Here is a 25,326-nt window from a genome sequence, read left to right on the forward strand (position 1 = left end):
CACCGCCTGATGATTTCCAAGGAGCCCCATGTGATCAGTTCATCAACCGTCGTCAACTCGGTCGTGGAGAAACTCCGCGCCGCCCTCGCCCGAGGCCAATGGCGCTCCGGCGACATGCTCCCGGGCCAGCGCGAACTGGCCGAGCAACTGGGCATCAGCCGGCCCAGCCTGCGCGAAGCGGTGATTGTGCTGGAAACCCTGGGCCTGGTTCGCTCGATGCCCGGCAAGGGCGTCGTGGTGCTGGAGGCCAATTTCAGCGATGCCGGCGGTGACAGCAGCGCCATGGCCGGCGCCAGTCTCGAAGACCTGCTGCAACTGCGCTACACCCTTGAACCCTTCATCGTTGGCCTGGTGGCCCAGTCCATCAGCAGCAAGGAAGTCGGCCAGTTGCGCCTGACCCTGATGGACATGCGCGAAGCCCTGGAAGCCAATGACAGCGACGCCTGCGCCAACGCCTACATCGCCTTCCACGAGGAACTGTTCGCCCTGACCTCCAACCCGATTTTCCAGAACGTGGTGCAGCAGACCAGCAACGCCCTCAAGCAGAGCGCCGATGTGTTGCGCAACTCGCCCGAACACCTGGCCGAGCGCCTGGAAGAGAACGAAGCGGTGGTGCGCGCCATTCGCGCCAAGAACAGTGCCCAGGCCAGCGCCGAGATGCGGCGGCACATCCTGCGGGAAGGCCAACGCATGGGCATCGAACTGAATATCCCGGACGACAACCTCGGCACTTGAGCCACGGCCTGCGGAGATCGCCATGAACAACCTCGCTTCCCATCAGCACCAGCGCAGCGTACTTGCCTCCCTGCCCTTGCCCGGCCGGGTCGGCAAGCCGTCGGTGGACGATATCTACCCGCGGATCTTCGACGCCATTCTCGACCAGCGCATTGCCCCCGCCAGCCGTTTCACCGAGGAAAGCCTGGGGGATGTGTTCGGCGTCAGCCGCAGCATCATTCGTCGCGTCCTGGCGCGCCTGTCCCATCAGCAGGTGGTGATCCTGCGCCCCAACCACCGGCCCCAGGTCGCGGCACCGGACCTCGAACAGACCCGGCAAATCCTCCATGCCCGCCGCCTGGCCGAACATACCCTGGTGCGCCTGGCCTGCAAGGCGCCACACCCCAGGGACCTGCAAGGCCTGCGCGAACTGGTGGACCGCGAACGCCAGTGCCTGGACCGCGGCGAACGCGGCCCGGCGATACGCCTGTCCGGCGAGTTTCACCTGCAACTGGCGGCCATGGCTGGCAACGCACCCTTGGCGCAGTTCCTCGGCAGCCTGGTGCCATTGACCTCGTTGGCCCTGGCCCGGCATGAGGTCAAGTCACGCCGGCACTGCGCCTGGCAAGAACACCTGGCCATCGTGGACGCCGTGGAAAACGGCGACGTCGATGAAGCCATGCGGCTGATGGACGAGCACCTGGACCATCTCGAACAGAAGTTGCTGATGGCCGCCGGCGCCGGATCGTCAACTTAGCGCGGCGTCGAAGCCTGCGCGGATCTTCTCTTCGGGCAGCTCATCGGCGATGAACACGATCACGCTCTCGCGAGGCTCATCGGGGGCCCATTCGGTGTCCCAATCGAAACCGTAGAGCTTGAGCACGCCCTGGAACACCAGCCGACGAGGTTCACCGGCGATGTTCAGCACGCCCTTGTAGCGCAGCAGTTGCTTGCCGTGCTCCTCCAGCAACTGGTTCATGAACGCGCTGAGCTTGTCGATATCCAGCGGCTTGTCGGTACGCAGCACCAGGCTGCTGATGCGATCGCCCGGGGTCGCCTTGCCGACCGGGCGCAGGCTGAACCCGGCGCCCAGGTCCGCATTGAGGTTGAAGCCGCGGATGTCGAGCAGCTCGGCCAGGTCGATCTTGCCGTGCTCCACCACCCGGATGGGCGCTCGCCGATTGATCCGCGCCAGACGCTCGCCGAGGGCTTCGACCTGGGCCGCGTCCACCAGGTCGGTCTTGCTCAGGAGCAAGCGATCGGCGAACCCGACCTGGGCCTGGGCGATGGCCTGGGTCAGGTGCAGGTCGGCGTGGGCGGCGTCTACCAGGGTCAGGATGCCGTCGAGGATGTAGCGCTCGCGCAGGTCTTCGTCGATGAAAAACGCCTGGGCCACTGGCGCCGGATCGGCCAGGCCGGTGCACTCGATCACCAGGCGATCGAAGGCGATCGCGCCGCTGTCCAGCCGTTCGAGCAGCAGGTACAGGGCCTTGGTCAGGTCGGTGTGAATGGTGCAGCACACACAGCCGTTGGCCAGGGTCATGACCTGCACCGGCTCGTCGCCCAGCAGTTGGGTGTCGATGCCGGCATCGCTGAATTCGTTCTCGATCACGGCAATTTTCAGGCCGTGCTCGGCCTTGAGCAGATGACGCAGCAGCGTAGTCTTGCCAGCGCCGAGGAAGCCACTGAGGATGGTGACCGGGATGGGAGAGGACAAACAGAATCTCCTTGATGCGGATTTTTGTGGGAGCGAGCCTGCTTACGACAGCAGAGGGTCAGTCAACCTCTTCATCGACTGACCCACTGCATTCGCGAGCAAGCCCGCTCCCACACAGGGAATCTGTGACGGACACACATCTTGTGCCCCACCAAATAACTCTGTGGGAGCGGGCTTGCCCGCGAAAGCGGTGGGTCAGCCGACCTCTTCATCGACTGACCCACCCTCTTCGCGAGCAAGCCCGCTCCCACAGGGGGTACCTCAGGGCTGCCGGGTCAGCAGCACTTGGGCCCGGCCTTGCCGCCGTAACGGGCTTCCTGGCGTTCGCGGAAGAACGTCTCGTAGTCCATCAGCGGCTTGTCCGGGTGCTGGGTCTGCATGTGCTCGACGTAGTTGTCGTAGTCGGGCATGCCGACCATCAGGCGGGCGGCCTGACCGAGGTATTTACCCAGGCGACTCAAGTCATTGAACATCGTTGCAATCCTCGTTTCAGGCGTCCGGCAGCGCTTGGAAAGGCGCTTCCTTGTCCGTGCGTTCCTTCGTGCCCCAGGCGGCGATGCCGACCTTGAGCGCGTAGAACAGGATGCTGAAGACCACGAACAGGAACAGTGCCGCAGCCGGCAACAGGGTGACCCAGATGTAGCGCTGGCGCTTCATTTTGATCAGGACAACGGTGGCGAGCATCAGCGCGATACCGGCCAGCATCTGGTTGGAGATGCCGAACAGCGGCCACAAGGTATTGATGCCACCCAGCGGATCGATGACGCCCTGGTACAGCAAGTAGCCCCACATCGCCACGCAGCCCGCCGTGGCAATCAGGTTGGCGGTCCAGGACTCGGTACGCTTGAGCGCCGGGACGAAGGAGCCGAGCAGATCCTGGAGCATGAAGCGACCGGCACGGGTACCGGCGTCAACGGCGGTCAGGATGAACAGCGCCTCGAACAGGATCGCAAAGTGGTACCAGAATGCCATGGTGTTTTCACCCGGCAGGACACTGTGCAGGATCTGCGCGATACCAACCGCCAGGGTCGGCGCACCGCCAGCACGGGCCAGGATAGTGGTTTCACCGATATCGTTGGCCACCGCCTGCAGCGCTTCCGGGGTAATCGCAAAACCCCAACTGCTGACGGTCTGCGCCACGGTCACCACATCACTGCCAACCACGGCAGCCGGGCTGTTCATGGCGAAGTACACACCCGGTTCGATCACCGAGGCGGCGACCATGGCCATGATGGCCACGAAGGACTCCATCAACATACCGCCGTAGCCGATGTATCGGGCGTTGGTTTCGTTATCCAGCAGCTTGGGCGTGGTGCCCGAGGAAATCAGCGCGTGGAAACCCGAGACCGCGCCACAGGCGATGGTGATGAACAGGAACGGGAACAGRCCGCCCTTCCACACCGGGCCCAGGCCATTGGTGAACTGGGTCAGCGCCGGCATTTTCAGCTCGGGCATGGTGACCAGGATGCCGATCGCCAGGGCGACGATGGTGCCGATCTTGAGGAAGGTCGACAGGTAGTCCCGCGGTGCCAGGATCAGCCACACCGGCAGCACGGCGGCGACAAAGCCGTAGCCGATCAGCATCCAGGTGATCTGGATCCCGGTGAAGGTGAAGGCCTTGGCCCAGACCGGGTCGGCGGCGATCTGCCCACCCAGCCAGATCGACCCCAGCAGCAACAGCACGCCGATCAGCGAGATTTCGCCGATGCGGCCCGGGCGAATGTAGCGCATGTACAGGCCCATGAACATCGCGATCGGGATGGTCGCCATCACCGTGAAGATCCCCCACGGGCTCTCGGCCAGGGCCTTGACCACGATCAGCGCCAGCACCGCGAGGATGATGATCATGATCAGGAAGCAGCCGAACAGCGCGATGGTGCCGGGAATGCGGCCCATTTCCTCGCGGACCATGTCCCCCAGGGAACGACCGTTGCGGCGGGTGGACAGGAACAGGACCATGAAGTCCTGCACGGCCCCGGCCAGCACCACGCCGGCGATCAGCCAGAGCGTGCCGGGCAGGTAGCCCATCTGCGCGGCCAGCACCGGCCCGACCAGCGGTCCCGCGCCGGCAATGGCGGCGAAGTGGTGACCGAAGAGGATGTGCTTGTTGGTCGGGACGAAGTCCAGGCCATCGTTGTTGAGCACGGCAGGCGTGGCCCGGCGCGCATCGAGTTGCATCACGTTGTTGGCGATGAAGAGGCTGTAGTAGCGGTAGGCGACCAGGTAGATGGCCACGGCTGCGACGACGATCCAGAGGGCGTTGATGGCTTCGCCGCGGCGTAACGCGACGACGCCCAGCGCGCACGCGCCGACGACGGCCAGCAGGAGCCAGGGGATATGGCGCAGCAGGCTATTATTGTTTGTCATTTTTATATTCCAGCCAGGGGTGGACAAGAAGACAGCTACCGGAGTTTAGCGCTAACCCGAACAAAGGCCATACCCGACATTCGTCTGCCGCCGGCCGAACGGTGATGAAGACGCGCAGGTTGGGTCTATAGTCAGTGAATCTTCAAAGAGGATGGGTCATGAGCGAACGCCGCCGCTTCGTACGAATCGAGTTTCACGCCAGGACGGAACTGAGCCAGGGCCCCTTTATCTGGCCAGTGGAGTTGCTGGACCTGTCCCTCAAGGGCCTGCTGATCAAAAAACCCGAGCCCTGGCTCGGCAACCCGGAAGAACCCTTCGTGGCCGATGTCCACCTGAGCAATGAGGTGGAGGTGCGCATGGAAGTTCGATTGGCCCACGACGACCATGGCCACCTGGGTTTTGTCTGCGAACACATCGACCTGGATTCGATCGCCCACCTGCGGCGCCTGGTGGAGCTGAACCTGGCCGACCATGACGAACTGGAGCGGGAGTTGGCGGCATTGATCCAGGTCTGAACCCCACGCCACAGATTCATTTGCTCAAATGGGCACTGCAAAAGCCTGGGCTTATTCGAACAACGAATCCAACGCCTGCTCCAGGCGTGTCACGGCAATAATCTGCAACCCTGCCGGGGCTTCCTTCGGGGCATTGCCCTTGGGCACGATGGCGCGCTTGAAGCCGTGCTTGGCCGCCTCCTTGAGTCGCTCCTGCCCGCTGGGCACCGGCCGGACTTCACCCGACAACCCCACTTCACCGAATACCAGCAGGTCGTGGGGCAGCGGTCGATTGCGCAGGCTCGACATGACCGCCGCCATCAAGGCCAGGTCGGAGGCGGTTTCCAGCACCTTTACCCCGCCCACCACGTTGAGGAAAACATCCTGGTCATGGGTCGGGATCCCCCCGTGCCGGTGCAGCACGGCCAGCAGCATGGCCAGTCGGTTCTGATCCAGGCCCAGAGTCACGCGGCGCGGATTGGCCAGGTGGCTGTCGTCCACCAGCGCCTGCACTTCGACCAACATCGGGCGCGTCCCCTCCCAGGTCGCCATGACCACGCTGCCCGGCACTTCTTCCTGGGCACGGGTCAGGAAGATGGCCGACGGGTTGGAGACCTCCTTCAGGCCCCGGTCGGTCATGCCGAACACTCCCAGCTCATTGACCGCGCCAAAACGGTTCTTCACCGCCCGCAGCAAACGCAGGCGGCCATCGGACTCGCCTTCGAAATACAGCACGGTATCGACCATGTGCTCCAGCACTCGCGGTCCCGCCAGCGCGCCTTCCTTGGTGACGTGGCCCACCAGGAAAATCGCCGTGCCGCTCTGTTTCGCGTAGCGCACCAACAGCGCCGCGCTTTCGCGCACCTGGGACACGCCGCCCGGCGCCGATTGCAGTTGTTCGGTGAAGATCGTCTGGATCGAGTCGATCACCATCACCTTGGGTTTTTCCAGGCGCGCCGTGGCGATGATGGTTTCGATGCAGGTCTCGGTCATGACCCGCAACTGATCCTGGGGCAAGCCCAGGCGCCGGGCACGCATGGCGACCTGCTGTTGGGATTCTTCGCCGGTGACGTACAGCGCCGGCATGCGCGTGGCGATGTTGCACAGGGTCTGCAGCAGGATGGTGGACTTGCCGATGCCCGGGTCGCCCCCGATCAGCACCACCGAGCCGTCCACCAGGCCGCCTCCCAGCACCCGATCCAATTCCCCGGAGGCCGTGGAGAAACGCGGGATTTCTTCGACACTGACTTCGGCCAGGGTCTTGATCTGGGCCTGCTGGCCGGCCCACCCCGTACGCCCGGCAGGCGCCGCCGCACCGCCGCTCTCCACCATGGTTTCAGTCAGGGTGTTCCAGGCTCCGCACTCACCGCACTGGCCGGCCCATTTGGGAAAGGTCGAACCGCACTCGGTGCAGCCGTACATGCGCTTTGCCTTGGCCATCTGAACTCCGGGGTAAAAATCGCGATGATAGCTCAGGCGAGCATCAGCGCGGGGCCGGCATTCTGATTTCACCGCGGGCCAGGTCCGTCGCGCTATTGCCCAGCGGGTCCCGGGCTTGCAGGTCGGCGCCCTTGGCCTTCAAGGCCTCCAGCAGTTCATCACGCTTGAACAGGCCGGCGTACATCGCTGCGGTCTGCCCCGCCCCATTGCGTTGGTCGGGGCTGCAATCGGTGGACAGCAGGCGCCGGGCGATCTGCACTTCGCCCTTGAAGATGGCGCCCATCAGCGCGGTGTTGCCGCGCTTGTCCTGGGCGCAGGCATCGGCCCCGGCGGCCAGCAGCCGCTCCACCGCCGGCCCTTGGCCGTGGTAGGCCGCGAGGATCAGCGCGGTGTAGCCCTTTTCGTCCTGGGTATCGAGCGCGTAGCCGGCGTCGATGAAGGCATCGAGCATGGGCACGTCGCCCCGGCGGGCGGCGTCGAAGTAATAGGTTTGCAACTCGGCCTGCACGGCCGCCGGGTCGGTGGGCAGGGGCTCATCGGCCAGTGCGGCGAGTGAGCAGGTGGCGAGCAGTGAACACAGGAAATAGCGCATCGTCATGTCTCCTTCTGACACAAGAGCGTGGGAACAAAGCCCGCTCGCGAGCCAGTGGCTGCATCGCGGCTTTGCTCCCACTCGTCATGTGCCTGATCAGTCAGCCAGCTTTTCCGCCAGCGCCTTGACCCGGGCCAGGTCGCCTTTGGCGACACGGGCCACGCCGGTGCCGTACTCAGGGTCTGCCTTGTAGAGGAACGACAGGATGATGTGCTTGCTCTCGTCGTCGGTGGTGGCCAGGGATCCACCGAAATTCTCGATCAGGTCGTTGCGTTCCTTCTGGTTGAACGAGCGGTACAGGTCACCGGCCTGCTTGAAGTTCTGCTCGCGCTGGATCTTCGCCTGCTGGGTGCTGCCCGTCAGCACCGTCTGGCTGTAGCGCGCCGCGGGTTGTTCGTCCCGAGGCGTCAGGCGGCTCGGCTGGTAGTTCACGCCGGTGCTGGTGCTGCCAGGGTTCATGGCACCGTCCTGGTTGCCGTTGTTCACCGCCACCTTGGGTGCGTTGATCGGCAATTGCAGGGCGTTGGCGCCTATGCGGTACATCTGTGTATCGGCGTAGGAGAACACCCGCCCCTGGAGCAGGCGGTCTTCCGAAGGCTCGATGCCCGGGACGAGGTTGGCCGGCGCCATCGCCACTTGTTCGGTTTCCTGGAAGACGTTCGCCGGGTTGCGGTTCAAGACCATCTGCCCGACCTTGCGCTCAGGCACACCGGGCCAGATCTTGGTGGCGTCCAGTGGGTCGAAGTCAAACTTGGCCAAGTCTTCCGGCTTCAGCACTTGGACATACAAGTCCCACTTTGGAAAATCGCCTTTATTGATGTGAGTGACCAAGTCATTGGTCATATGGCTGTAATCCTGACCTTGAACTTTCACGACTTCTTTCGGATCGAGATTTTTCAACCCCTGCAAACTTTTCCAATGAAACTTGACGTAATGAACTTCGCCTTTGGCATTGATCAGTTTGTAGGCGTGCACGCCATTACCGTCCATTTCACGATAACTGGCCGGTGTCCCGGAGTTGGAATACAACTCGGTCAGGGTGCGGGTGGATTCTGGAACATGGGAGAAGAAATCGAAGCGACGTGAATCATCGTCCAGGTTGGTCCGTGGGTCGGGCTTGAACGCGTGGACCATGTCGGGAAACTTGATGGCATCGCGAATGAAAAAGGTCGGGAAGTTGTTGCCCACCAGGTCCCAGTTACCGTCCGCCGTGTAGAACTTGGTGGCGAAACCACGGGGGTCGCGCAGGGTTTCCGGAGAATGATTGCCATGGACCACCGCCGAGAAACGCACGAACACCGGCGTGACCTGGCCGCCGGCAAAGACCTTGGCCTTGGTCAGGTCGCTTAGGTCATCGGAAACCGTGAAGGTGCCATGGGCCCCGGTGCCCCGGGCATGCACCACGCGTTCCGGGATGCGTTCGCGGTCGAAGCGCTGGAGCTTCTGGATCAACTGCACGTCTTGCAACAGGGTCGGTCCGTTGGGGCCAGCGGTTTGCGAGTTCTGGTTGTCACCGACCGCCGCGCCATTATCACGGGTCAGGGTGGCGGCATTGACGGACAAGGACAGCAGGCTGGCGGTCAGCGCAAAAAACGCGCGACGGTGGGAAAAAGCCCCGCGGCCAAGTGAGATATTCATAGGCGTGTTCCTCTGATGTTGTAGAGCGCATCCAGGTGCGCCTGTCAGAGGCTAGTGCCCGAAAAACCAAAACCTAAATAGAAATCCCGTACCGCTTCGATAGAAAAAACGTTGTGGGGAATCGGTTTCAAACCACGTATCACGCGCGATTGGTGGCACTTTGTAAACTTTTGACCTGAGGCCGGGTCGATAACTAAGCTTCTAAGCAGGCGTTTGCGCAAGACACGCCAGGCTGATTTACACTGCCACTCACCCCTCACCTGCCACAAGGAATAACACATGGGCGTGCTAAGCGAGTTCAAGGCCTTCGCGGTCAAAGGCAATGTCGTCGACATGGCCGTCGGGATCATCATCGGTGCCGCCTTCGGCAAAATCGTGTCGTCATTCGTTGGCGATGTGATCATGCCGCCCATCGGCATGCTGATCGGCGGGGTGGATTTCAGCGACCTGGCCATTACCCTCAAGGCCGCCCAAGGTGACGCGCCGGCGGTGGTATTGGCCTACGGCAAATTCATCCAGAGTGTCATCGACTTCATCATTGTCGCGTTCGCCATCTTCATGGGCGTCAAGGCCATCAACCGCCTCAAGCGCGAAGAAGCCGTGGCCCCGAGCGCGCCTCCTGTCCCGAGCAAGGAAGAGCTGCTGCTGAGCGAGATTCGCGACCTGCTCAAGGCGCAGAACGAGAGGCCTTGAGCGGTCTTTTTCCCATGGGAGCGGGCTTGCGCGTGAAAGCGTGGGTCAGTTTGCGGTGATGTCGACTGTGTCGACGTCGTCGCGCAAGCCCGCTCCCACGGGTTTCATGTCGGGCCTCTACCAGTAATTCTCCACCGCCACCTGGCCGGGTCGGCGGGTCAGGCTCAACTGTAGGCCCCTGGCCTTGAGCAACTGGCGCGTGTCGTCGATCATCTGTGGGTTGCCGCAGAGCATCACGCGCGAATGCTCCGGCGTCAGTGCCACCTCCGCCGCCCGCTCCAGCTCGCCATTCTCGATCAACGTGGTAATACGCCCATTGAGCGCGCCCGGATGCTGCTCGCGGGTGACGGTGGCGATGAAACGAAACTTGTGCGCGTACTCGGCCAGGTATTCACGCCGGGGCAACGCTTCGATCAGGTCCTGATACGCCAGCTCCCGCGCTTCACGCACGCTGTACACCAGGATGATGCGTTCGAATTTCTCCCAGGCTTCGAAGTCCTGGAGGATCGAAATGAACGGGGCCACGCCCGTCCCCGTGGACAGCAGCCACAAGTCCCGGCCATCGGCGAATCGGTCCAGGGTCAGGTAGCCAAACGCCTGGCGATCCACCAGCAACGTGTCGCCCGGCTGCAACCGGCTGAGCTCGCTGGTGAACTCGCCATTGGGCACCACAATGGAAAAGAATTCGAGGAACTCATCGAACGGCGAAGACACCATGGAGTAGGCCCGCCAGACGGTACTGCCGTCCGCCTTGGTCACGCCCAACCGGGCGAACTGACCGGCGCGGAAGCGAAAGCCGCGATCTCGCGTCGTACGCAAGGTAAACAAATGAGGGGTCAATGTCTGGACATCGAGCAGGGTCTGGCGGGTGAACTTCTCTGCACTGTCGCTCATGCGTCACTCCAATGGAACCAGTGCACAGTGTCCCGCAAATGGACAATCGCCACCACCGTCGCGACGCAATGGCAATTTAATAGCTATGTAGCCGCACCAGCCGCGAACACTTCGTAAACTTGTACAAAGTTACAAACGCTGTAAAAACAACCGACTAGGAAGTTTACTTTTTAAACACCTCACACTGTCAGTAAACTAAAAAAATTCCACTGCAAATCAGGAATAGTCCTACACTGAAATTTCGCATCATGGATTGGATCCGCATGGACGAATCAACCCAGGAGAAAGCGATGGACAATTGGAAGGACTCGCAGCTGAGAAAACTGTCCTGTGAAAAAGACCTGCAGGCGGCCTATCGTCTGGTCCTGAATTTCTTTAACAATCAGGGGTTTGAATATTGTGCGTTCGCCAGCTATCACGGCAGCCCCGATAAGCACACCAACAAGGTCAACCTTAATAACTACCCTTATGGCTGGGACCGGTTCTATGAGCAAAACGGCTATGCCTCGCAGGATCCGTTAGTAGCACATTGCAATCAATCAATGATCCCCATTCTCTGGAGTGAAACAGTCTTTGCCAAAGCGCCGAAGTTATGGCGCGAACTTAATCGACAGGGACTCAAGTACGGCTGGACCCAGGCCGTCCATGATGAACAGGGCACCCATTGCAGCCTGTTCAGCCTGGCCAGGTCTCATTACCCCATCGATATCGACGAGCATTACGGCAACCTCGGTTATGCGATTTTCGCCAGCCAACGGCTGCACGCCCTGGCCAGCAAGAAGTTATCCGACACTGTCACCAGCAAGCCGAGCGTTCACCTGTCACCCAGGGAGATCGAAGTGTTGAAGTGGTCCGCCGAAGGCAAGACAGCATCGGAAGTGGGCAGGATCCTTTGCCTTTCCGAACGCACCGTGAATTTCCACGTGTGCAGTTGCATGCGCAAACTGAATGTCAGCAACAAGATTTCCGCCGTCGCCAAGGCCGCCCACATTCACGTGATCTGACATGCCGTGTGACCTGACCGGCCAGGAAAAACCCGCGGGCAATACGAGGCAAAAAAACGTACCATTTACGGTTCCACTTGAATGATGCCGCTCCATCTGCGCGACGTAGTTCATTCAGGCGGTCCCGCCCAGACTCCTACCCCAGGCAGCGGGACATCCACCGATCTCCAGAGTCCCAGCCATGCCCCTGCTCGACAGCCCCTTCGCCCAGCTCGACCTGATCCGCCAGCCCGAACAGCAGAACGAACCGCTGCAAGCTTTTGACGCGGCCGACGAATACCTGCTCGCCCACCTGGCCGAACAACAGCCCACGGCGCAGACCCGGGTCCTGGTGCTCAATGACGGCTTCGGCGCACTGGCCGCCAGCCTGGCCGGCAAGGTGGCCGTGACCAGCAGCGGCGACTCATTCCTGGCCCTGCAGGCGCTGGAGAAAAACCTGGTGCGTAATGGCCGGCCCTTCGATGCGGTGCCGACAGTGCCCGCCAGCGAAGCGTTGACCGGCCCCTTCGACCGTGTGCTGATCAAGGTGCCGAAAACCCTGGCGCTGCTGGAAGAACAATTGATCCGTCTGCAAGGGCAACTGGCGCCCGGCGCCCAGGTGATTGCCGGGGCCATGATCAAGCACCTGCCCCGCGCCGCCGGCGACTTGCTGGAGCGCTACATCGGCCCGGTGCAAGCGTCCCTGGCGGTGAAAAAGGCCCGCCTGTTGATCGCCACGCCAGAAGCCAAGGCGCCGGTCGTGTCCCCCTACCCCACCCGCTACTGGCTCGACGAACCCCACATCGAGCTGCGCAACCACGCCAATGTGTTCTGCCGCGAAGGCCTGGACATCGGCACCCGCGCCTTCCTGCCGCACCTGCCGAAAAATCTCGGCACGGCCGAGGTCGCGGACCTGGGCTGCGGCAACGGCGTGCTGGCCATCGCCAGCGCCCTGCAAAACCCTGAGGCCCGCTACACGCTGGTGGATGAGTCGTACATGGCCGTGCAGTCGGCGGCCGAAAACTGGGCCGCCGCCCTGGGCGAGCGCGAGGTGACGCTGCGCGCCGGCGACGGGCTTGCCGGGCAACCGGCGCAGTCGCTGGACGTGGTGCTGTGCAATCCGCCGTTCCACCAGCAGCAGGTCGTGGGGGATTTCCTCGCCTGGCGCATGTTCCAGCAGGCGCGCGAAGCCTTGGTCGTCGGCGGTGCCCTGTACATCGTCGGCAACCGACATTTGGGTTATCACAGCAAGCTGGCCCGGCTGTTCCGCGGCGTCGAGCAAGTGGCCGCGACGCCGAAGTTCGTCATCCTCAAGGCCCGCAAGTAGCCACCACGGGAACTCAGTGGGTGGTCAGGCCGGCGGCGTTCATGAACATCCGCATCAGGCTGGCCACGATGAACAGCGCCAGCACGCTGCCGGCCCAGATCATCGCCAGCCAACCCAGCCGCTGCCACAAGGGCTTTCGCTCGGCCGCCTCGATGTCCTTCAAGTCAGGTTTGGCCATGTGCATGCCTCGCAGGTCGGTCAATGGTAGCCGTCGTCATGGGTCACCTTGCCGCGGAACACGTAGTAGCTCCAGAAGGTGTACACCAGGATCAACGGAATGATGAACAACGTGCCGACCAGCATGAAGCCCTGGCTCTGGGGCGGTGACGCGGCGTCCCAGATCGAGATGGACGGTGGCACGATGTTCGGCCACAAGCTGATGCCCAACCCGCTGTAGCCGAGGAAAATCAGCACCAGCGTCAGGATGAACGGCGTGTAGTGGGCGTTGCGGGCCACCGCGCGGAACAGCCCGTACATGGTCACCAGCACCAGGATCGGCACCGGCAGGAACCAGAACAGGTTCGGCAGGGTGAACCAGCGCGCGGCAATGTCGGCATGGGCCAGCGGTGTCCAGAGGCTGACAATGCCAATCACCGCCAGCACCACGAACGCCAGCGGCCTGGCCAGATCATGCATCTGCTCCTGCAACTTGCCTTCGGTCTTCATGATCAGCCAGGTACAACCGAGCAAGGCGTAGGCGGCGATCAAGGCCAGGCCGCAGAACACCGTGAACGGCGTGAACCAGTCCAGGGACCCGCCGGCGAACTGGCGATTGACCACTTCGAAGCCGTCGATGAACGCCCCCAGCGCCACGCCCTGGAAGAAGGTCGCCGTCAGCGAACCGCCGATGAAGGCCTTGTCCCACAGGTGCCGCTTATGCGCCTTGGCCTTGAAGCGGAATTCGAAGGCCACGCCCCGGAAGATCAGGCCGATGAGCATCAGGATCAATGGCAGGTACAGGGCCGATAACACCACCGAATAAGCCAGCGGAAACGCCCCGAACAGCCCTGCGCCGCCCAGCACCAGCCAGGTCTCGTTGCCGTCCCAGACCGGCGCGACGGTGTTCATCATGACGTCACGGTCGCGCTCGCCCTTGATGAAGGGGAAGAGAATGCCGATCCCCAGGTCGAAACCGTCCATGATCACGTACATCATGATGCCGAAGATGATGACCACGGCCCAGATCAGCGGAAGATCAATACCCATGGTTCAATTCTCCTTGTTCGCGCGGTCGTTGTGGTCCATGTCGTCGTCGCCTTCGTCGGCGGCCGACAAGGGTCGGGCCGGGGTGCGTTTCTGGCCTGGGCCACCGTCGCTCGGCTCGGCTTCGTGGGCCTCCGGCCCCTTGCGCACCAGGCGCATCATGTAGCTCAGCCCAGCGCCGAACAGCGCGAAATACACCACGACAAACAGCACCAGGGTGATGCTCATCTGCGCGACGCTGTGGCCGGACGAAGCATCGGCCGTGCGCATCAGGCCGTAGACGACCCACGGCTGGCGGCCGATTTCGGTGGTGAACCAGCCCGCCAGGATCGCGATCAACCCGGACGGCCCCATCCACAGCACCATGTGCAGGAAAGGCCGGGATTGGTAGATCCGGTCATTGCGGCGCAGCCACAAGCTGCACAGGCCGGTGAAGATCATCAGCAGGCCCAGGCCCACCATGACCCGGAACGACCAGAACACGATGGTCGAATTCGGACGATCCTCGGGTGGAAACTCCTTGAGGGCCGGCACCTGCTTGTCCAGGCTGTGGGTCAGGATCAGGCTGCCCAGGTAGGGAATTTCCACGGCAAAGCGGGTTTTCTCCGCCTGCATGTCGGGCAGGCCGAACAGGATCAGCGGAGTCGGCTCGTTGCCGACGTTTTCCCAGTGGCCTTCGATGGCCGCGATCTTCGCCGGTTGGTGCTTGAGGGTGTTGAGGCCGTGGAAGTCGCCGATCACTGCCTGTATCGGCGCCACCAGCAAGGCCATCCACATCGCCATCGACAGCATCCGGCGGATCGCCGGGGTGTCACGGCCGCGCAGCAGGTGCCAGGCCGCCGAAGAGCCAACGAAGAACGCGGTAGCGACGAACGCCGCGGTCGACATGTGCAACAGGCGATAAGGGAATGAAGGGTTGAACACCACCGCCAGCCAGTCCACCGGGATCACTCGCCCGTCGACGATCTCGTAGCCCTGCGGGGTCTGCATCCAGCTGTTGGAGGACAGGATCCAGAACGTCGAGATCAGCGTGCCGATCGCCACCATGACCGTGGAAAAGAAGTGCAGGCCACGGCCGACGCGGTTCCAGCCGAACAGCATCACACCGAGGAAGCCGGCTTCGAGGAAGAACGCCGTGAGCACCTCGTAGGTCAGCAGCGGCCCGGTCACCGCCCCGGCGAAGTCGGAGAACCGGCTCCAGTTGGTGCCGAACTGATAGGCCATGACCAACCCGGACACCACGCCCATGCCGAAGTTGACGGCAAAGATCTTCGACCAGAAGTGGTACAGGTCACGGTAGGTGTCGTCTCGGGTCTTGAGCCACAGGCCTTCGAGCACCGCGAGGTAACTCGCCAGGCCGATGGTGATCGCCGGAAACAGGATATGGAACGAGATGGTGAACGCGAACTGGATTCGGGCGAGATCGAGCGCCTCCAAACCGAACATAAGTCTTCCTCTGTCAGGTAAAACCGGCTGCGGGCGAGGCTTGCATCACCGCCTCCAGGGATATGGAGTGCGATGCTTTTCAAATCGTTCTTTTTAAACCGTCACAACGCAGGATTCTGGCCGGATGGCCGCCAGCCCAGCACCCGGCAGGGTATTGATCTGGATCAAGCAATGATCAAAGAGTAGTCGCATTATGGCCGATGGACGGCGTGGTCTTTTGTCGCGTGACAGGTTGACTCAGCGACAATTGATAGCATCCGGCCGGGGCACCATCAGCCAACCGTGGCGAGGGAGGTGCTCTGGTCAAAATCGATGTTTGGCTAACTATTTTTCCCACCACCGCAACTTCCGGTTACAGCTCGGTGATAATCTCATTGCCTTCATCACCGGACCTCTTCCAGATGCCCAGCCAAGCGCCGCTGCTGCTCCGTCACCATCGTCCCTTCATTGCCTTCTGGCTGGCCCGGATCTTCACCGCCAGCGGCTTCCAGATGCTGACCGTGGCCATCGGCTGGAACCTCTATCAACTGACCGGCAATGTCCTGGACCTGGGGCTTGTGGGCCTGGTGGAATTCGCGCCGCGCGTGCTGTTCATGCTCCACACCGGGCACGTGGCCGACCGTTATGACCGGCGCAAGGTCGCGGCCCTCTGCCAGTCGTTGCAGGCGATGATCGCCCTGGCGCTGGTGATCGGCAGCGCCACCGACAACGTCACGCGGGAGATGATTTTCATCCTCGCCTTCCTGCTCGGCGCTGCCCGCTCGTTCGAAATGCCGACCACCCAGGCACTGCTGCCGAGCATCGTGCCGGCCGCGCTGTTTCCACGGGCCGTGGCCGCCGCCCAATCGGCCCAGCAGTCAGCCACCATCGTCGCCCCGGCCCTCGGCGGCCTGCTTTATGCCTTTGGCAGTGTCTGGGTCTATGGGCCGACCGTGCTGCTCTACGTCATCGCCTGCTGCCTGATGCTCAATCTCCCGGCCCGGCAAACCCCGTTGAACAAAGGCAAGGCGACGATGGACTCGTTGCTGGCCGGGATTCGCTTCATCCGCAGCCGCCCGGATATCCTCGGGGCGATCTCCCTGGACCTGTTCGCGGTGTTGCTCGGCGGTGCGACGGCGCTGCTGCCGGTATTCGCCAAGGACATCCTGCTCACCGGTCCCTGGGGCCTTGGCCTGTTGCGTTCGGCGCCCGCGGTCGGGGCGTTGCTGATGTCGTTGTGGTTGGCGCGGTTCGCCGTGGAGCGCAAGGTCGGCCGGGTGATGTTCACCGCCGTGGGCGTGTTCGGCGTCGCCACCATTGCCTTCGGCCTTTCGACGTCGTTCTGGTTTTCCCTGGCGGTGCTGGTGGTGCTCGGCGCGGCGGACATGATCAGCATGGTGATCCGCGCCTCCTTCGTACAACTGGAAACCCCGGACGAAATGCGCGGCCGCGTCAGCGCGGTGAACGGGTTGTTCATCGGCGCCTCGAACCAGTTGGGCGAGTTCGAGTCCGGCCTCACCGCCCACTGGTTCGGCACGGTGCCGGCGGTGGTCATGGGCGGTGTCGGCACGCTGCTGGTGACCGGAGTCTGGATCAAGCTGTTCCCGACCCTGGCCCAGCGCGACCGGATGCACGAGCCGGTCGCCGAGGCGACACCCTAGGCTCTGTCTGAAAAGCCTTAATACTCGTTCATGCTGCGTTGAAAACCGGCTCGGAATGCTCATTTACTCCAGTAAAGTCGAGCGCGACCCCGGCCGTTCCTCGCCGGTTTTCGCCTTGCCTGACCTTCGTCTCAAGACTTTTCAAACAGACCCTAGAGCAACGTGTCGAGGGTGATGGGGAAATCCCGCACCCGCTTGCCGGTGGCGTGGTAGATCGCATTCGCCACGGCCGCCGCCACGCCGACGATGCCGATTTCTCCCACGCCCTTGGAACCGAGCGCGTTGACGATCTCGTCCTGCTCGTCGACAAAGATCACTTCGATGTCGCCGATGTCCGCGTTTACCGGCAAGTGGTACTCGGCCAGGCTGTGGTTCATGTGCCGGCCCAGGGCGTGGTCGGTGAGGGTTTCCTCGTGCAGCGCCATGCCGATGCCCCAGACCACGCCACCGAGGATCTGGCTGCGCGCGGTTTTCGGGTTGACCACCCGCCCGGCGGCGATGGCGCTGACCACCCGGCTGACCTTCACCGTGCCCAGGTCTTCATCCACCCGGACTTCGACAAACACCGCCGAGTGCGTCGCGGTGGCGTAGGCCTTGCGCTTTTCATCCGGCTCGGCGGTGACTTGGGCTTGCACGGGTATCTCGGCGCTTTTTCTTGCCAGCGCCGCCAGGGCGACCTGAGCCTCGCCAAAGCGCAGTTGCCCATCGGCGAAGGTGACTTGCTCAAGGGTCGCACCGCTGAAGTCCGGACAGGTCTGCCAGGCCACGGCCAGCAGTTTCTCCTTCAGTGCTTCGCAGGCCTGCTGCACGGCCGTGCCGACCGATGACACGGTGAACGAGCCGCCTTGCAGCGGCGCGGTCGGCAGTGATGAGTCACCGAGGACAAAGGTGATGTCTGCCACGGGCACGCCTGACGCCTCGGCGGCGATCTGGGTCATGACCGTGTAGGTGCCGGTGCCGATGTCCGTGGTGGCGCTGCTGACCGTGAGTTTACCGTCCGCGTCCAGGGACGCCCGGGCGCTGGCCTTCTGCTGCATGGCTTCCCATACGCCGCCGGCCATCCCCCAGCCCACCAGTTGCCGGCCTTCGCGCATGCTGCGCGGCTCGGGGTTGCGCTTGTCCCAACCAAAGCGACGAGCCCCCTGGGCGTAGCACTCGCGCAGCTCCTTGCTGGAGTACGGCTTGTCTTCGTTTTCGTTGCGCTCGGCGTAGTTGTTCAAGCGCAACTGGACGGGATCGATCGCCAGGGCGCAGGCCAGTTCATCCATGGCGCACTCAAGGCCGATCAACCCGAGCGCGGCACCGGGGGCGCGCATGTCCAGCGGCGTGTAGACGTCCAGCGGCACCAGTTTGTAGCTCAGCTCGACGTTGTCGCAGTGATAGAGCATGCCGCTCCACTCCACCACGTGTTCGGTGAAATCCTCGAAACGCGAGGTCTGGCCGACAGCACTGTGCGCCACCGCCAGCAACCGCCCATTGGCCGCGGCTCCCAATTGCAGACGCTGGAACGTGCGCGGCCGGTAGCCGAAGGTGAACATCTGCTGGCGGGTCAGGCTGACCCGCACCGAACGCTTGAGGGCTAGCGCCGCCATCACCCCCAACGCCAATTGATACTGCGGCCGCAGCCCTGAGCCAAAGGCGCCGCCGACGAACGCGGCAAACACGCGGACCTGGTCTTTCTCCAGGCCGAATACCTTCTGCACATAGGCCTGGCAGTTCTGCGTGCCTTGGGTCTTGTCATGGATGTGCAGGCTGCCGTCAGGCTGATACAGCACGGTGCAGGCATGAGGCTCCATCGGGTTGTGGTGTTCGATCGGTGTGCTGTAGGACACATCCACACTCAGCGCCGCACTGGCGTACTCGCCCTGGAAATTTCCACGGGGCTTGGGCAGTTCGGCCGGTGCCGGATAGGCCTCGCCTTGCAGGAGGGCCAGGTCGGTCTGATGGTCCTGGACCTCGTATTCGATCTCGACCAGCGAGCCGGCATAACGGGCCAGTTCGAGGTTCTGCGCAACCACCAGGGCCAGCGGCTGGCCGCTGTAGAGCACCTCATCGTTGTACAGCGGCCGGAACGGCGAGCCATCCGCCGCGTCGGCGTCCTGGTAGGGCTCATCGTAGCTGGCGACCCGGGGCCGGTTGGTATGGTCGATGACGGCGACGACCCCAGGCAGCGCCAAGGCTTTGGAGGCGTCGATGCGCAGCACCCGGCCGCGGGCGATGGTGCCCGACACGACACTGCCGTACAGCAAGCCGTCTTCGGGGTATTCGCCGGCATAGCGGGCCTGACCCGTCACCTTGAGCAGGCCATCGACCCGGTCCAGTGGCTGCCCTATGGATTTGCTCGGAGCATTCATTTGGCTTGCCCTCCCAGTGCGGCATCGCTCAAGGCGCGCACGATCGCCCGGCGCGCCAACCTGACCTTGAAGCCGTTGTGTTCCAGCGGTTCAGCGTTTTGCAGCAGCGCGTCGGCAGCGGCGGTGAAGGTTTCGCGGCTGACGGTCTGGCCGCTCAGCCAGCTTTCCACCGCCCGGTCACGCCAGGGCTTGTGCGCTACGCCTCCCAGGGCCAGGCGCGCCTGGCGGATCACCGGTCCGTCGAGTTCCAGCGCCGCCGCCACCGACACCAGCGCAAAGGCGTAGGAGGCTCGGTCACGGACCTTCAGGTAGTGACTGTGCTCGGCAAAACCAGCGGCCGGCAGTTCGATGGCGGTGATCAGTTCATCGTCGGCCAGTTGGTTATCCCGCTCCGGGGCATCGCCGGGCAGGCGGTGGAAGTCGGCGAACTCGATGGTCCGCGCCCCGCCCCGGCCCAGCACATGGACCACCGCTTCCAGGGCCGCCAAGGCCACGCACATGTCGGACGGATGCGTCGCGACGCACTGGTCGCTGGCACCGAAAATCGCGTGGATCCGGTTCAGCCCGCTGCGCGCCGGGCAGCCGCTGCCAGGCTGGCGTTTGTTGCACGGCACGTTGGCGTCGTAGAAGTAGTAGCAGCGGGTGCGTTGCAACAGGTTGCCACCGGTGCTGGCCATGTTGCGCAGTTGCGGCGAGGCGCCCGCCAGGATCGCCTGGGACAGCAGCGGGTAGCGGCGCTCGATCCACGGATGCCAGGCCAGGTCGGCATTGCTCACCAAGGCGCCGATCATCACCCCACCCGATGGGGTTTCGCTGAGGTCCGCCAGGGGCAGCCCGGTGATGTCGATCAGGTGCGCCGGGCGGGTGAGGTTCTCCTTCATCAGGTCCAGCAGGTTGGTGCCACCGGCGATGAAGCGCGACACCGGGCTCGACAGGTCGATGGCAGCCTGCACGGTCTCAGGCTTGCTGTATTGAAAGGGGTTCATTGCTCGCCCTCCGGTGCCTGGGGTTGTGGGCAAAGCGGCAAGGCTTCTTCGATGGCGTCGCGGATGTTGTTATAGGCACCGCAGCGGCAGAGGTTACCGCTCATCAGTTCACTGATCTGCGCGCCGGTCTGCGCCCGGCCCTCGTTGGCCAGGCCGACGGCCGAACAGATCTGCCCCGGCGTGCAGTAGCCGCACTGGAAGGCATCATGAGTGATGAAAGCTTGCTGCATGGGGTGCAACGCGTCATCGCCGGCCAAGCCTTCGATGGTGGTCAATTCGACGCCGTCGCACATCACCGCCAGGGTCAGGCAGGCATTGATGCGTTTGCCATCGCGCAACACCGTGCACGCGCCGCACTGGCCGTGGTCACAGCCTTTCTTGCTGCCTACCAGGTCCAGTTGCTCACGCAGCAGGTCCAGCAGCGTGGTCCAGGGCAATACCTGCAGCTCGCGCACCTGGCCATTGAGTGTCAGGCGGATCGGATGACGGACGAAGGACGCCTGCGTCGCTTCGGACAGGGTCGCGCTCATAAACACCTCACGGTTGGTCGTACACTCGCGGCGTTTTGGGAAACCGCCGTCATAAGGGGTACGACTTCGGGGGGCGGTGAGCGTTCAAAGGCGTTCGTGAAGGCGAACAGGCGCGGCAAAGCGCACCTTTATGTCGCTCAAGTGCGGTCTCTATATACCGCACCCTGTGCAATACATCGCCTTACACTCGGCGCCATGATTAAAGCCTTCCAGCTTTCCCACAACACGCCTGACGCCAGTCAGGCCAGCAGTTCCGCCGCCACCACATTGCGCACGCCCTTGCCGCTGAGTTGTTCCACCAACGCCAGGGCAAACGCCAGGGCGGCGGCCGAGCCCTGGGCGGTGATGCAGTTGCCATCCACGACCACGGGTTGGTCGACAAAGGTACATCCGGACAATTGCTGGCTGACGGCGGGCAGGCAGGTCATGCGCCGTTGGCGCAGCACGCCGCAAGGTTGCAATGCCAGGGCGGGCGCTTCGGCGATGGCGGCGAAGAAGCGGCCGGCGGCGGCCTGGCCCTTGAGCAGTTGTTGCAGGGGTTGATGGGCGGCCAGGTGCTGGGCGCCGATGAGGCCGCCGGGCAGGACGATCAGGTCGAAGTCCTGCACCAGCACGTCCACCAACATGCCGTCGGCGGTCAGGCGGGTGCCACGGGCGCAGGTCAGCATCCGCCGGCCTTCGATGCTCGCCAGCACCACTTCGAGCTGCGCCCGGCGCAGGACGTCGATCAGGGTGACGGTCTGCAAGTCGTCGACACCTTCGGCAACGGCGATCAGGGCTCGGGGAATCGCGGTTCCAGCAATCATGGGTGTTCTCCGCAGGGGTGTTCCTGAAGACTAGGCTGTGTACGAAATAGTTTGAAACGCAGGTTAGGCAAGGCAAAAACCGGCGAGGAACGACCGGGGTCGCGCTCGACTTGACTGGTTGTCAATGAGCATTCCGAGCCGGTTTTTAACGCCGCATAACCAAGTTTCAAGCTATTTCGTACATAGCCTAGTCAGGTTTGCCGGACTGCGTCCTGCCAACTGCCCGTCACTTGATATACAACTGGGTCGACATCCGATTGCCCGGCGCATTGATCGAGACGTTGCTGTAGCTGAAGGTGCCCTCCTGCTTGCCCTTCAGGTCGAAGATGTACAGATAGCCGACGACCTTGGTGCGGCTCGAACAATCGTTGAGATTGCCATTGCTGAACGCGCACACCGGCGAGCGGGTGCCGTCGACTTCGAAGCCGTCCAGCGTGACATGGGGCTGGCGGCCATAGCCGACTTCCAGCACATAGACCTTGATGTTCGCACCACTGTGGTCACAACGGGTCTGTGCCTGCCCGGGGGTGATGTCCTCGAAGCCACAGGCCGGCGACTCGACCTTGAGCACCTTGACCTCGCTCAACGGCGGTGCCGAGGCGGCATTGACGGGCAGGCCGGGCAACCACAGGCCCAACGCGCAAGCCAAGGCCAGCAGATTTCTGTTCATGTGAGACCTATCGAGCTTCTGAACCGCGCGCAGTATGGCGCTCTTTTTGCTTCGGTAAAACATCGACGACGATCGCAGCCACATGGCCACGCTGCTGGTATGATGCGCGGCTTTTTCCGACCCGCAGAAAATTCAGGCGCCCCTGGCGGTCTGTGCTTTGCTGTTGAGGTCGATACATTCACGGCGCCCTGCGCGCCACGGGGAGCAGACATGCTGGAAAGGCTGTTTCAACTCAAGGCACACAACACCAACGTGCGGACCGAGATCCTGGCGGGCGTCACGACCTTCCTGGCCATGGCCTACATCCTGTTCGTCAACCCGAGCATCCTCGGCGAAACCGGCATGGACAAGGGCGCCGTATTCGTCGCCACGTGCCTGGCGGCAGCCATCGGCTCCACGGTCATGGGGCTGATCGCCAACTACCCGATCGCCCTGGCCCCGGGCATGGGCTTGAACGCCTTCTTCACCTACACCGTGGTCCTGCACATGGGCCATACCTGGCAAGTGGCGCTGGGCGCGGTGTTCGTCTCTGCGGTGCTGTTCTTCCTGCTGTCGATCTTTCGCATCCGCGAGTGGATCATCAACAGCATCCCGCTGCCATTGCGCTCGGCCATCGCCGCCGGCATCGGCCTGTTCCTGGCGCTGATCGCCCTGAACAACGCCGGCATCGTGGTGAAAAACCCGGCGACCATGGTCGGCCTCGGCGACCTGAAGCAACCGGCGCCAATCCTCGCCACGCTCGGTTTTGTCCTGATCGTCGCGCTCGAAGCACTGAAAGTGCGCGGGGCCGTGCTGATCGGCATCCTCGCGGTGACCATCGTCTCGATCCTGATGGGCTTCACCCCGTTCGGCGGCGTGATATCGATGCCGCCCTCCCTGGCCCCGACCTTCCTGCAACTGGACATCAAGGGCGCCCTGGACATCGGCCTGGTCAGCGTGATCTTCGCTTTCCTGTTCGTCGACCTGTTCGACAACTCCGGCACCCTGATCGGCGTCGCCAAGCGCGCCGGGCTGATGGGCAAGGACGGCCACATGCCGAAGATGGGCCGTGCGCTGATCGCCGACAGCACCGCCGCCATGGCCGGTTCGCTGCTGGGCACCTCCACCACCACCAGCTACATCGAGTCGGCGGCGGGCGTCAGTGCCGGCGGCCGCACCGGCCTGACCGCCATCGTGGTGGCGGTCCTGTTCCTGCTGGCGTTGTTCTTCTCGCCACTGGCAGGCAGCGTCCCGGCGTTCGCCACCGCGCCGGCCTTGCTGTTCGTCGCCGTACTGATGACTTCGGGCCTGGCGGAAATCGACTGGGACGACATCACCGTCGCCGCCCCGGTGGTGGTGACCGCGCTGGCCATGCCGTTCACCTACTCCATCGCCAACGGCATCGCCTTCGGTTTCATCGCCTGGACCGCCATCAAGCTGGTGTCGGGCCGTGGCCGTGAGCTGAACCCGGCGCTGGTCATCCTGTCCATCCTGTTCGTGATCAAGTTGGGTTGGTTCAACGCATGACTTTCGATTCCCAGGCGTACGCCACGCAGCTCCAGGACAAGGTCACCCGCTTGCGTGAGCTGCTGGCCCCCTTCGATGCGCCGCAACCCGAGGTGTTCGACTCGCCACTGCAGAACTTCCGCCTGCGGGCCGAATTCCGCCTGTGGCGCGAGGCCGGCGAGCGGCACTACGCGATGTTCTCCCAGGAAGACAAACGCACGCCGATCCTCATCGAGACGTTCCCTATCGCCAGCCTGCGCATCAACCAGTTGATGCCGCAACTCAAAGCCGCCTGGCAGGCCAGCGCGCCCCTGAGCCACAAGCTGTTCCAGGTGGAGTTCCTGACCACCCTGGCCGGCGACGCGATGATCACCCTGTGTTATCACCGTCCGCTGGACGAGCATTGGCATGCCGCCGCCACGCAACTGGCCAACGACTTGGGCGTCAGCATCATTGGCCGCTCCAAGGGCAAGCGAGAAGTGATCGGCCACGACTACGTGGTGGAGCGCCTTGAAGTGGGCGGCCGCACCTTCAGCTATCGCCAGCCCGAAGGCGCCTTCACCCAGCCCAACGGCACGGTGAACCAGAAGATGCTCAATTGGGCCTACGACGCCTTGGGCGATCGCAACGACGACTTGTTGGAACTGTACTGCGGCAACGGCAACTTTACCCTGCCCCTGGCAACCCGCGTACGCAACGTGCTGGCCACCGAAATCAGCAAGACTTCGGTGAACGCGGCGCTGAGCAACCTGGACGAAAACGCCGTGGCTAACGTGAAGCTGGTGCGCTTGTCGGCGGAAGAATTGACCGAAGCGTTGAACGAAGTCCGGCCGTTCCGCCGCTTGCAGGGCATCGACCTGAAAAGCTACGCGTTCGGCAGCGTCTTCGTCGATCCGCCGCGCGCAGGCATGGACCCGGACACCTGCGAACTGACCCGGCGCTTCGACAACATCCTGTACATCTCCTGCAACCCGGAAACCCTCGCCGCCAACATCGCGCAACTGAACGACACCCACCGCATCACGCGCTGCGCGTTGTTCGACCAATTCCCCTGGACCCATCACATGGAATCCGGGGTGTTGCTGACCCGGCGTTGAGGCGATTCCCTCGCCACCTACCCCACAGTGGCGAGGGAGCTTGCTCCCGCTGGACTGCGCAGCAGTCCCAAACCCTACTTCATACACCCCAGATAACCGGTGCATAACTCGGGTCTGCTTCGCAGCCCAGCGGGAGCGAGCTCCCTCGCCACAGATTTGATATCGGGCATAGCCGCTGTTCGATCATCGAACACTTATTGAGCGCCGACAGCGGCTTCGTTTGACCAAACTAACCATCTAGTACAATTTA

24 protein-coding genes are annotated in these 25,326 nt (G+C 63.0%); 9 read left to right on the forward strand and 15 right to left on the reverse strand.

The window, feature by feature from the left end:
* The first annotated feature begins 30 nt into the window (after window positions 1–30).
* Window positions 31–735 (forward strand): GntR family transcriptional regulator, encoded by a 705-nt coding sequence (locus VM99_07860; GenBank protein AKJ97976.1) that lies wholly within the window; start codon window positions 31–33, stop codon window positions 733–735.
* 22 nt (window positions 736–757) lie between these two features.
* On the forward strand, window positions 758–1,471 hold the full coding sequence (locus tag VM99_07865) for a GntR family transcriptional regulator (protein ID AKJ97977.1): 714 nt from the start codon (window positions 758–760) through the stop codon (window positions 1,469–1,471).
* Here the strand turns inward: VM99_07865 and VM99_07870 are convergent.
* From VM99_07870 to VM99_07880, 3 genes are all read right to left on the reverse strand, one after another.
* Window positions 1,463–2,431: a GTP-binding protein gene (locus VM99_07870; protein ID AKJ97978.1), complete on the reverse strand. Its 969-nt coding sequence runs from the start codon at window positions 2,429–2,431 to the stop codon at window positions 1,463–1,465. The genes VM99_07865 and VM99_07870 overlap by 9 nt on opposite strands.
* 275 nt (window positions 2,432–2,706) lie before the next feature.
* Complete coding sequence (locus VM99_07875; protein ID AKJ97979.1) at window positions 2,707–2,904, reverse strand: hypothetical protein; 198 nt, start codon at window positions 2,902–2,904, stop codon at window positions 2,707–2,709.
* Window positions 2,905–2,920: 16 nt separating this feature from the next.
* Window positions 2,921–4,798, reverse strand: a complete 1,878-nt coding sequence (locus tag VM99_07880; GenBank protein AKJ97980.1) for a carbon starvation protein A — start codon at window positions 4,796–4,798, stop codon at window positions 2,921–2,923.
* Between the two features lie 158 nt (window positions 4,799–4,956).
* Here VM99_07880 and VM99_07885 point away from each other — a divergent pair, with 158 nt between their 5' ends.
* On the forward strand, window positions 4,957–5,313 hold the full coding sequence (locus tag VM99_07885) for a pilus assembly protein (protein AKJ97981.1): 357 nt from the start codon (window positions 4,957–4,959) through the stop codon (window positions 5,311–5,313).
* A gap of 51 nt (window positions 5,314–5,364) precedes the next feature.
* Here VM99_07885 and VM99_07890 read toward each other — a convergent pair whose 3' ends face one another.
* The 3 genes from VM99_07890 to VM99_07900 form a co-directional block, all read right to left on the reverse strand.
* Window positions 5,365–6,732: a DNA repair protein RadA gene (locus tag VM99_07890; protein AKJ97982.1), complete on the reverse strand. Its 1,368-nt coding sequence runs from the start codon at window positions 6,730–6,732 to the stop codon at window positions 5,365–5,367.
* Window positions 6,733–6,775: 43 nt separating this feature from the next.
* Complete coding sequence (locus VM99_07895; protein ID AKJ97983.1) at window positions 6,776–7,324, reverse strand: ankyrin; 549 nt, start codon at window positions 7,322–7,324, stop codon at window positions 6,776–6,778.
* A 96-nt stretch (window positions 7,325–7,420) separates the two neighbouring features.
* Window positions 7,421–8,962 carry a catalase gene (locus VM99_07900; GenBank protein AKJ97984.1) on the reverse strand — a complete coding sequence of 514 codons (1,542 nt, stop codon included), beginning with the start codon at window positions 8,960–8,962 and terminating at the stop codon, window positions 7,421–7,423.
* 279 nt (window positions 8,963–9,241) lie between these two features.
* Here VM99_07900 and mscL point away from each other — a divergent pair, with 279 nt between their 5' ends.
* A complete protein-coding gene (gene mscL / locus VM99_07905; protein ID AKJ97985.1) occupies window positions 9,242–9,655 on the forward strand; it encodes a large-conductance mechanosensitive channel in 414 nt (137 codons plus the stop codon).
* Between the two features lie 117 nt (window positions 9,656–9,772).
* Here the strand turns inward: mscL and VM99_07910 are convergent, their stop codons facing one another.
* Window positions 9,773–10,549 carry a ferredoxin-NADP reductase gene (locus tag VM99_07910; protein AKJ97986.1) on the reverse strand — a complete coding sequence of 259 codons (777 nt, stop codon included), beginning with the start codon at window positions 10,547–10,549 and terminating at the stop codon, window positions 9,773–9,775.
* Between the two features lie 290 nt (window positions 10,550–10,839).
* Between VM99_07910 and VM99_07915 the strand changes: the two genes are divergently transcribed.
* Both VM99_07915 and VM99_07920 read left to right on the forward strand, forming a co-directional pair.
* Complete coding sequence (locus VM99_07915; protein ID AKK01713.1) at window positions 10,840–11,553, forward strand: zinc protease; 714 nt, start codon at window positions 10,840–10,842, stop codon at window positions 11,551–11,553.
* A 181-nt stretch (window positions 11,554–11,734) separates the two neighbouring features.
* Entirely contained in the window at window positions 11,735–12,859 is a 1,125-nt protein-coding gene (locus VM99_07920) for a 50S rRNA methyltransferase (GenBank protein ID AKJ97987.1), read from the forward strand.
* Window positions 12,860–12,872: 13 nt separating this feature from the next.
* Here the strand turns inward: VM99_07920 and VM99_07925 are convergent, their stop codons facing one another.
* From VM99_07925 to VM99_07935, 3 genes are read right to left on the reverse strand one after another with little or no spacing between them, the layout of a single operon-like run.
* On the reverse strand, window positions 12,873–13,061 hold the full coding sequence (locus VM99_07925) for a hypothetical protein (GenBank protein ID AKJ97988.1): 189 nt from the start codon (window positions 13,059–13,061) through the stop codon (window positions 12,873–12,875).
* Complete coding sequence (locus VM99_07930) at window positions 13,058–14,065, reverse strand: ubiquinol oxidase subunit II (GenBank protein ID AKJ97989.1); 1,008 nt, start codon at window positions 14,063–14,065, stop codon at window positions 13,058–13,060. Before VM99_07930 ends, VM99_07925 begins: the two co-directional genes overlap by 4 nt.
* 3 nt (window positions 14,066–14,068) lie before the next feature.
* Window positions 14,069–15,508: a cytochrome D ubiquinol oxidase subunit I gene (locus tag VM99_07935; GenBank protein ID AKJ97990.1), complete on the reverse strand. Its 1,440-nt coding sequence runs from the start codon at window positions 15,506–15,508 to the stop codon at window positions 14,069–14,071.
* A 401-nt stretch (window positions 15,509–15,909) separates the two neighbouring features.
* Here VM99_07935 and VM99_07940 point away from each other — a divergent pair, with 401 nt between their 5' ends.
* Entirely contained in the window at window positions 15,910–17,148 is a 1,239-nt protein-coding gene (locus tag VM99_07940) for an MFS transporter (GenBank protein ID AKJ97991.1), read from the forward strand.
* Between the two features lie 152 nt (window positions 17,149–17,300).
* Here VM99_07940 and VM99_07945 read toward each other — a convergent pair whose 3' ends face one another.
* From VM99_07945 to VM99_07965, 5 genes are all read right to left on the reverse strand, one after another.
* Window positions 17,301–19,502, reverse strand: coding sequence for an aldehyde oxidase (locus VM99_07945; protein ID AKJ97992.1), 2,202 nt, complete (start codon window positions 19,500–19,502; stop codon window positions 17,301–17,303).
* Window positions 19,499–20,488, reverse strand: coding sequence for an FAD-binding molybdopterin dehydrogenase (locus VM99_07950; GenBank protein AKJ97993.1), 990 nt, complete (start codon window positions 20,486–20,488; stop codon window positions 19,499–19,501). Before VM99_07950 ends, VM99_07945 begins: the two co-directional genes overlap by 4 nt.
* On the reverse strand, window positions 20,485–21,018 hold the full coding sequence (locus VM99_07955) for a (2Fe-2S)-binding protein (protein ID AKJ97994.1): 534 nt from the start codon (window positions 21,016–21,018) through the stop codon (window positions 20,485–20,487). Before VM99_07955 ends, VM99_07950 begins: the two co-directional genes overlap by 4 nt.
* A gap of 239 nt (window positions 21,019–21,257) precedes the next feature.
* A complete protein-coding gene (locus tag VM99_07960; GenBank protein ID AKJ97995.1) occupies window positions 21,258–21,824 on the reverse strand; it encodes a dihydroxyacetone kinase in 567 nt (188 codons plus the stop codon).
* Between the two features lie 226 nt (window positions 21,825–22,050).
* On the reverse strand, window positions 22,051–22,494 hold the full coding sequence (locus VM99_07965; GenBank protein ID AKJ97996.1) for a lipoprotein: 444 nt from the start codon (window positions 22,492–22,494) through the stop codon (window positions 22,051–22,053).
* 210 nt (window positions 22,495–22,704) lie between these two features.
* Between VM99_07965 and VM99_07970 the strand changes: the two genes are divergently transcribed.
* Both VM99_07970 and VM99_07975 read left to right on the forward strand, forming a co-directional pair.
* Window positions 22,705–24,000, forward strand: a complete 1,296-nt coding sequence (locus VM99_07970) for a guanine permease (GenBank protein AKJ97997.1) — start codon at window positions 22,705–22,707, stop codon at window positions 23,998–24,000.
* On the forward strand, window positions 23,997–25,076 hold the full coding sequence (locus VM99_07975) for a tRNA (uracil-5-)-methyltransferase (protein ID AKJ97998.1): 1,080 nt from the start codon (window positions 23,997–23,999) through the stop codon (window positions 25,074–25,076). Before VM99_07970 ends, VM99_07975 begins: the two co-directional genes overlap by 4 nt.
* Window positions 25,077–25,326 lie beyond the last annotated feature (250 nt).

The sequence above is a fragment of the Pseudomonas chlororaphis genome, from assembly GCA_001023535.1.
GTDB classification, from domain to species: Bacteria; Pseudomonadota; Gammaproteobacteria; order Pseudomonadales; family Pseudomonadaceae; genus Aquipseudomonas; species Aquipseudomonas chlororaphis_E.